This window comes from Streptomyces sp. HSW2009 (assembly GCF_040240285.1).
Lineage (GTDB): Bacteria > Actinomycetota > Actinomycetes > Streptomycetales > Streptomycetaceae > Streptomyces.
In genome coordinates, this window is sequence record NZ_JBEHZD010000951.1 from 1 (window position 1) to 1,609 (window position 1,609).

The window sequence follows — 1,609 nt, forward strand, 5'->3', positions numbered from 1 at the left end:
GTGGCCCTGCCGCGTGGTGGCCCTGCCGCGTGGTGGCCCTGCCGCGTGGTGGCCCTGCCGCGTGGTGGCCCTGCCGCGTGGTGGCCCTGCCGCGTGGTGGCCCTGCCGCAGCCAGTACGCGGCCGAGGCCGGTACGGGCTGCGGTTCGGTGCCTCCTCTTGGCTCCGCCGGTGCGGCGTCACGGTGGTCGGCGCCCCGACGCCCGTCCGGGCTGCGGTTCGACGCTTCCTCTGGCTCCGCCAGTGCCAGCGGCCCGGTGGTTGGTGCGCCGGCGCCCCGTTCGGGCCGCCGGCCCTTAGCCCTGCTGGGGGCGGCGGGCGCTCAGGCGCCAGCGCGTGGCGTAGGCGTCGAGGTTCTGGGCGGGGGCGCCGGTCGCCGCCGCGTGGGGGCGGGTGGGGCCGCAGCCGCGGATGCGCGGGGCTCCGGTGGCCGCCACGACCAGGGAGTAGACGTGGTAGCCGGCGGTGATGAAGAGCCGGTTGTTCTTGGGGCCGCCGAAGGTCACGTTCGAGGCGGTCAGCGGCAGGATGATGCGGCCGATGAGGGTGCCGTCGGGGGCGTAGCAGTGCAGTCCGCCACCGCCCGCCGCGGCCCACAGCCGGCCCTCGTCGTCGAAGCGGACGCTGTCGAACTGGGCGACGTTGGCCGGCGCCTGGGCGAAGACCGTGCCGGGGCCGAGCGTGCCGTCGTCGCGGATGTCGTACACCTTGATGTGGCCGCCGACCGTATCGGCCACAAAGAGCCGGCGCTCGTCGGGGGAGAAAGTCAGGCCGTTCGGCGTGAGGAATCCATCGGCCATGATGCGGACCTTGCCCGTGGCCGGGTCCACTCGATAGATGTTGCTGGCGCCGATCTCGCTCTCGCCGCGGTTTCCCTCATAGTCGCTGAGGATGCCGAAAATGGGATCGGAGAACCAGATCGAGCCGTCGGACCGTACGATCACGTCGTTCGGGCTGTTGAATCGCTTGCCCGCGTACCGGTCGGCGATGACGGTGCGGGAGCCGTCGTGCTCGGTCCTGGTGAGGCGGCGATTGCCTTGTTCGCAGGTAATCAGCCGGCCCTCGCGGTCCAGCGTGTTGCCGTTGGGGTGGCCGGCCGCGGTGCGGAACACGCCGACCGTGCCGGTGGCCTCGTCCCAGCGCAGCAGCCGGTCGTTGGGGACGTCGCTGAAGATGAGCTGACGCCAGGCGGGGACGTAGAGCGGACCCTCCGACCAGCGGGTGCCGTCATACAGGAGTTCTAATCTCAGATCTCCGTTGGCGGGGATAAGAAATCGGTCGTCCAGGATTTCATAAATATCCGAGCGCCCATCAATTGCCATGGCTTCTCCCACTTGCTCACATGCCTCACGAACACCCGCATGTTTACAGAACCTCCACCACAGCCGCAAGGGCTCGTATCGCATTCTTCAATACGTTCCGAAATGCCAAAGAAAACGGACTCGCTCATTCCTGGCGGGCGGCCTTCGGTGGCCTTCGCGAAAAGCGGACCCGGTGATTCTCACAACGTGCCCGGCGGGGGGGGGGGGCGCCCCCCGGGGCGCGGCCGCCGGGGGGGGGCGGGGGGGGGGCCCGGCGGCGGGGGGGGGGCCGGCGCGGCCCCCCCCCCC

The 1,609-nt window shown here is 70.9% G+C and carries 1 protein-coding gene; it reads right to left on the reverse strand.

Translation table 11 applies throughout. The features are described from left to right. Positions 1 to 295: 295 nt before the first annotated feature. The gene (locus AAHZ94_RS33775; protein WP_349997511.1) at positions 296 to 1,321 is read right to left on the reverse strand and encodes an SMP-30/gluconolactonase/LRE family protein; all 1,026 of its coding nucleotides are present in this window, start codon (positions 1,319 to 1,321) and stop codon (positions 296 to 298) included. Positions 1,322 to 1,609 lie beyond the last annotated feature (288 nt).

Bases quoted from the DNA above. Each gene is read 5' to 3' on its own strand.
- AAHZ94_RS33775 (WP_349997511.1), bottom strand. From the start codon at position 1,321: ATGGCAATTGATGGGCGCTCGGATATTTATGAAATCCTGGACGACCGA.